The following is a 6,302-nucleotide window of genomic DNA, read 5'->3' as shown; positions in this document are numbered from 1 at the left end:
CCTCAAATCCTGCTGGATCGTTAAACCAATCGTCGACGGCAGTAATAACGTCATCTGCGGTGACAGCACCCGCAATTTCCGACACAAGCGCGGCCATCATGACATCTACACTTTCCAGTGGTGCAGTTTGGGTCGCTACACCACCGAATAAGCTTCGCCCACCTACCGATGAGTTCAGTGCACTAATTGAGTTTTCCAACTGAAGGCGTGCCTCTTCAGCCAAGCTCACAGCGTCGTCCTCAGACAAGGTGGACGTGAGCGTGAGAATATCGTCACGCAAATTTTGTACGTTATCCTGAACTTTCTCCATCGCCGATTGAGCAGACAGAGTGAGAACAGTGATTTCGGTTGCAGCGATTTGATAGCTGTCCAACTGGTTTAACGTATGTTCAATCCCTGCCAAATATGTGAAATCTCCACCTAATCGTTCAGTTGCATTGCTCGTACGACCCGTCGTCAATTCTTGTCCCAGGGTTTGAACCTGCGACTTCAGGTCAGAATTGCGTATCCGCAGGAACGTGTATTGCGCGAGATCGCCATAAGAAGAAGACAGCATCGGTTCAAATCCTTAGAATTGTATCCAGTAGGTCATTAACGGTCGTTATGACGCGAGCGTTGGCTTGGTAAGATTGCTCAATAATCAAAAGGTTTTGCAGTTCGACATCAGTATCGACACCTTGTGCCTGCTCCATCTCGCTGGTTTCAATGAAACTTGCAGCGGTGAAAGCGACGCGGTTTGCGCTCGTTTCACTGTCTTGCGCAAATCTTGAGATGACATCCGCCGCCAGTGTCGCGGCGGATACGCTAATCGTTCCTAAGGATGGGCTTGTGATGCTTCGGCTTGCCTCCAAAGCGTCGGTATAGGCACGCAAGAGGGTCGCATCCCCCGCATCTCCCTGGGTCACAGCGTTCAGGCCATCCCGGAAACGCCAAGTTTCGGCTTGACCATTAAGCGCCACCAGCTCGTTGACCGAAATACGGGCCGCAATACCGGTTTCATTCGCCACGTCAAAAGCAGAACCATCGTCGGTAAAGATCCCCGCGTCGGTAGCCGAAAGAGTTGGGTCAACGGCTGGATCTTGAAAGCGTTCAATCAAGTCCCGTGCCATTGAGTCGAGATCAGCTTGCGCCGCCAACGCGTAGTCGTCGCGTATCTGGAATGCCGCGGTCAACGTGCCACCGCGCAACCGACCGGTAACGTTTGTGTCAATTGGGCGCCCATCAATCTCTAGCCCCGACAGCAGGCCGTTATCAACAGTCATATGTGGCGCAATATCCCGTTGGGCCTCAAAGCTAAACTGAGATGCTGTGCCTTCGAGCAGAATTTCCCCACCCTCGGAAAACAAGGCAACTTGGTTGTTGCTACGTTCCACAACTTTTACTGGAACGATGTTGTTGATCTCATCAATAATCTGGTCTCGTTGATCCAGAAAGCCGACTGGATCCTGGCCACTCGCCTGCGCAAGAACGATTTTGGCGTTCAAGCGCTCCACGTCTTTCAGCCCTTGGTTTAGGGTGTCGACTTGCGCGTCAATGGTGTTTTCGGCGGCAACACGTTGGGCACGAACTTCATCTGAAGCGGCATTCAAACCGTCGGTAAATGCGGCGGCAGCAACCGCAAGCTCATTCAACCGTGGACCGGAATCCGAGCGTGAGATCGCTTCGACAAGCGCTGAGCTGAAATCGGACTGCAGAGACGCGAGTGAATTCGCGTCATCGACCGTACCAACGACGCTGCCCACGCGGCTAAAGAATGCCGCGGTTTCTTCGGCAGAAGCATATTCTGCTTCGGAAATGCGGCGCGACGCAAGGACAGCAGGATCTTTTACAAGACTCACGTCGCCGACGCGGACACCTGGTATACCCGCGCCTGCTGACGTCACCGACAACACACGGCGCGAATGGCCCGGATTAAGCGCGTTTGCCAAGTTGTCAGAAATAACAGCGGTGTTACGAGAGGCAGCGTAAACGCCCGACATTGCAGCATTGATTGCACTAGACAGAGTCATTCGTCAAACCATGTGTTTGTGAGAGGGTATCATCCGCTATTAGCGGATGATGTTGGTGGTTTCTTGCAGCATTTCATCCACTGTTTGGATGACTTTAGAGGCCGAAGAATAGGCACGCTGGGTCGTGATCATTGAGGTCAACTCGGCCGCAAGGTCGGCGTTAGATTCTTCCAATGCGTTAGATGCAACATCGCCCACAGGACCGGAACCAGCATCCCAGAGAAAGAATGAACCACTGTCGGTCGTCGGCAAGAATGTTTGCCGATCAAGCGTTTCCAGACCATTCATGTTAGGAACGTCAACCAATGGAACTTGATAGACCGTACGTGTGATGCCCGAGTCAAAGCTGGCGAGGACAAATCCGTTCTCGTCAATTTCAACGTCAACAATGTTGCCAGCAGGAGCACCGTCGCGAGAAATGTTCGCCGCAACCCACTCATCACCAAGCTGTGTCAAACCATTGGAACGGCCCAACAGACCGACGTTTACCTCAATCGCACCGCCAGCCACATTAACGATGGCGGATCCAGTGGTCGGGTCATAAGTACCGCCTGAAATCGCCGTCACTGATGCCAAAGAACCACCATCGGTTTGACTGTCATTGAATGTAAGTGTGTATTCACCAATCAGAGCACCGCCACTGGCAGAATCTGTCAGTCGCATCGTCCACTCATTCGATGTCCCTGAGGCAGGAACCGTAGGTTCGAATTCAACTGTAATTCCTTCGGCCCGGCCGAGGTTATCATAGTAGGCAATTGTGGTGGTTGTGTCTGCTGGATCTGGCGTTCCACCAGCCTCTGTCGCGGTCGCTGGCAAGTTGATGCCTAGGTTGATCTCGGTGGTAGGTTCGCTCGAAAGTTGGCTACGGTTGAGAACGATTGGTTCGAGCCCATCGGTCGTGTCACGTGGGAAATTTGGTATTGATCCATCAGGTAGAGCGGGCCAACCCATCAACACCAGGCCAGATTGAGTGGACAATAGACCATCTTCGTTCGTGGTGAAGGACCCCGTTGAGGTCAACAACATCGACGGATTTAGATTGCCACCCGCAACCTCGGTAATACTTGCGACGGGCAACATACCACGACCCTGAATGGCCAGGTCAGTTGCACTGTTGGTACCAACCAGTGAGCCGCGTGAGTCAATTTCACGAGATGAACTTGCACGCACACCACCCGCTGTGTAGCCCGCTCCGGAAGATCCAACAACAAGTGAGTTAAAGTCGGATCGAACCCGCTTGTAACCCAGTGTCGACGCATTTGCGATATTGTCGGCAATGGTCGCCAAGCGTGAAGCGTTGGCGGTCAATCCTGCTACCCCTGCATTCAACGACGAAGAAATGGTCATGGATACGCCTTTCTGCTGCATCAAAACTCTTCTGCAGTCAGGGGTATCCAATCGGCATTAACACGGGGCTAACAGATAAAATGTGAGCTATCTGTTAGCCCCAAAGCCGTGAAAAAATCAGGTTCTGGGGGATCATTCCCGCAAAAGAAGAATCTCAACCCGATTATTCATCACCGACATCGGATTTTGCTGCGACAGCTTTCTATCTGCGTGGCCCGTCACACGTTGAATGCGTTTTGCTGCGGTTCCACCTGTTTCCAACAGTTTCCGAGTTTCATCCGCGCGCGCGTGAGACAGTTCCCAAATCGGGTTCTTCGCCAAGACGACTGGTTGCGACCTTATGTGACCATTGACTGCGATGTCATTGCCGACCACATTCGTCACCCGCGCAACCATACGCACAAGATCCCGATAGAGCGGCGTCGGCGTTGAGCTGTCGGTTTCAAACAACGGCGCATCCGAAGTATCGAACATCTCGATAATCAGCCCTTCATCAGAGACCCGTGTTACAATATGTCGAGCCATCTCGACAGAGACCATGCTTTCGCCGCTTCGCCCAGCCAATGCATCTTGCATAGCTTTGTACTCACGGTCTTCGGCCTCTTTCTCTTTATCTTGCTTCTCGACGCCCGTGTTCCCTTGGGCTTGTCGCGCGTCTTCGGGATGCTCGGCACTTGCACCGGTCCCGGTTTGCGGCAAAATATCTTCGGTGAACATACTTTCACCGTTGAAAGCACCGTTGCCACCGCCAGAAACACGGCTCAAAGGGATAGTTGGCGAAAAGTAATCCGCCAGACCCTTACGTTGTTTTTCAGTTGTTGCGTTCAACAGCCACATCAACAAGAAGAAAGCCATCATCGCTGTCACAAAGTCAGCATAGGCCACTTTCCAGGCGCCACCATGATGTCCATGATCGCCGCCACTTTTTTTCTTCTTGATGATAATGGGCGCCGCATTGCCTTGTGCGCTCATAGTCACCACCACTTTTATTCACCCATAACTGGGATAACAGGTGGGGTGTTAAACAGGCCTTAACAGATAAATTTGCCGGCAGTTAAGAACTCTGAACGGGAGGTATCTGTGAGGCCCAAAGGTAAGGGGAGCGCCGCTCCCACATTTACGGCATATCGCATGATCTGCGTTTCAGAGTCCTCATTGTTTTTGGGGGAATTTCTCGATGGCAGCTATAAGCGCGTTTCTGGCGAATGTGCCTCGGCGTTCGGACGGCAAGCCGAAGGGGCCGACGGATCTGAAGGCGCGGATTGTGGCGGAGACGTTGATTGAAAGGGAGACGGTCAACGCGGTTGCGACGCGGTATGAGCTGATCCCGAGCACGGTCTCTGATTGGCGGCGGATTGCGCGGCAGGGCAAACTGGTTCTGCCAAATTTGGACGGCATGGACTTTGTGCCGGTTGAGGTTGAAACCTCTCCGCCTTTAGCCCAACCTCTGCCTGCCGCGTCCGCCATCACGATTGATGTGATCAGACGCGATGTTACCGTCCGTCTTGATGCAGCAACGCCCGCGTCGCGGATCGCCGAACTCGCGCGGGCTATGAACAAGTTTTCGTGCCATCCCACACGGTCCGAATCTTTGTGGCCAGTGATCCGGTGGGCTTTCGTAAAGGCCATGATGGGCTTGCGGCTTTGGTGCAGAGTCACCTGCTCCAGAAGCCGTTTGATGGGTCCGTTTATGTGTTCAGGGCCAAGCGCTCAAGCTGATCTACTGGGACGGCAGCGGGCTCGTGATGGCATACAAGCGGCTTGAAAGTAACAGCTTTACATAGCCCCCGTTCAAGAATGGGGTGATGCGGCTGGAACCGGCCCAGTTTGAGGCGGTCTTTGCGGGGTTGGATTGACGGCGTGTGCGCCCTTTGGAGGTGGTAGCCCCAGCTGCGGCCGAATGACTCACGGGGGCATTTGCGCGGATCATTCTGCCCTTGTTTTGTTATAGTGTCGGGCATGATCGCACCTGATGACATTGCTGAACTGAAGGCGATCATCCGCGCGCAGTGGGATCAGAATGCGCGGCTCGAGGCTCTGGTTGGACCTGTCACGCTTTTGTGCTGCCCCAAGTGCTCGTTTAAGCCACTTTCCGTTCAAAAGCGACGGGGCTTTTCCAGCCCAAAGCTGAGTGGCCGCGACGCGGATTTTGGAAGCCATTGATGTATTCGAAGATCGCCATTTCAGCCTTTCGTCGTGTCTCCCAAGGGTGCCGCCAGATCAGTTCAGCTTTGGTCGTTTTGAAGAACGTCTCGACTGCCGCGTTTTGCGCCTTTGAATGATCCCCCGGATCATCCAATCCGCTGGCGCGGACCAGCTTAAACTCATAGCAATTGCCTTTTCCGCTCATCGACACCTTGAAGCCGTGCTTGCGCAGGACCTTCTGATAGTCGTGAGAGCAGTATTGCGACCCACGATCCGTGTGGTGGATGCAGTCCTTGGGCGGTTGCCGGAACGCGATGGCCATACTCAACGCCCGGATCGCCAGATCGCGTTTCATGCGATTGCTGACGGCCCATCCGATGACCCTTCTTGAATGCAGATCAAGGATCACAGCCAAATAGAGCCAGCCTTCGCGGGTCCAGACATAGCTGATATCACCAGCCCACTTCTGATTGGGTGCGTCTGCTGAGAAGTTACGATCCAGCAGGCTTGGCGCAATATTGAACTTATGATCGCTGTCTGTCGTCACCTTATGTTTGCGTGTTCTCACAACTGATATGCCGTTCTGGCGCATCAACCTGCCAATACGGCGGTGACCCACATCTAAACCGATCTCTTTCAGGTTTTCTGTCATGCGTGGGCGGCCATAGCTGCCCAAGCTCAGGCGTGATTGTTCTTTAATGAGCGCTAACGCATCCATATCGGACCGGCGCCTTCGGCTGAAAGGCCGTGTGCGAACTGCTCGGAATCCGTGTAGCATCTTTACTCACCTACCTCTGCAGC

5 protein-coding genes and 1 pseudogene are annotated in these 6,302 nt (G+C 53.5%); 1 reads left to right on the top strand and 5 read right to left on the bottom strand.

Annotated features, from left to right (window positions below; translation table 11 throughout):
- From KMP13_RS13300 to KMP13_RS13285, 4 genes are all read right to left on the bottom strand, one after another.
- On the bottom strand, positions 1-556 hold a 556-nt coding region (locus KMP13_RS13300; protein ID WP_435370361.1), incomplete at its 3' end, for a flagellin.
- A 4-nt stretch (positions 557-560) separates the two neighbouring features.
- Complete coding sequence (flgK, locus tag KMP13_RS13295) at positions 561-2,009, bottom strand: flagellar hook-associated protein FlgK (protein ID WP_215266325.1); 1,449 nt, start codon at positions 2,007-2,009, stop codon at positions 561-563.
- Positions 2,010-2,048: 39 nt separating this feature from the next.
- Complete coding sequence (locus KMP13_RS13290) at positions 2,049-3,377, bottom strand: flagellar hook protein FlgE (RefSeq protein ID WP_251363852.1); 1,329 nt, start codon at positions 3,375-3,377, stop codon at positions 2,049-2,051.
- Positions 3,378-3,488: 111 nt separating this feature from the next.
- A complete protein-coding gene (locus KMP13_RS13285) occupies positions 3,489-4,328 on the bottom strand; it encodes a flagellar motor protein MotB (RefSeq protein ID WP_215266324.1) in 840 nt (279 codons plus the stop codon).
- A gap of 743 nt (positions 4,329-5,071) precedes the next feature.
- On the opposite strand from KMP13_RS13285, the gene KMP13_RS21085 reads away from it, so the two are divergent.
- A complete protein-coding gene (locus KMP13_RS21085; protein ID WP_215266326.1) occupies positions 5,072-5,140 on the top strand; it encodes a transposase in 69 nt (22 codons plus the stop codon).
- A gap of 296 nt (positions 5,141-5,436) precedes the next feature.
- Here KMP13_RS21085 and KMP13_RS13265 read toward each other — a convergent pair.
- Positions 5,437-6,270, bottom strand: a pseudogene (locus KMP13_RS13265) (IS3 family transposase); the annotation flags it as partial.
- Positions 6,271-6,302 lie beyond the last annotated feature (32 nt).

The organism is Epibacterium ulvae (genome assembly GCF_018678075.1).
Lineage (GTDB): Bacteria > Pseudomonadota > Alphaproteobacteria > Rhodobacterales > Rhodobacteraceae > Epibacterium > Epibacterium ulvae_A.
This window is presented reverse-complemented; position numbering and strand designations above follow the sequence as displayed.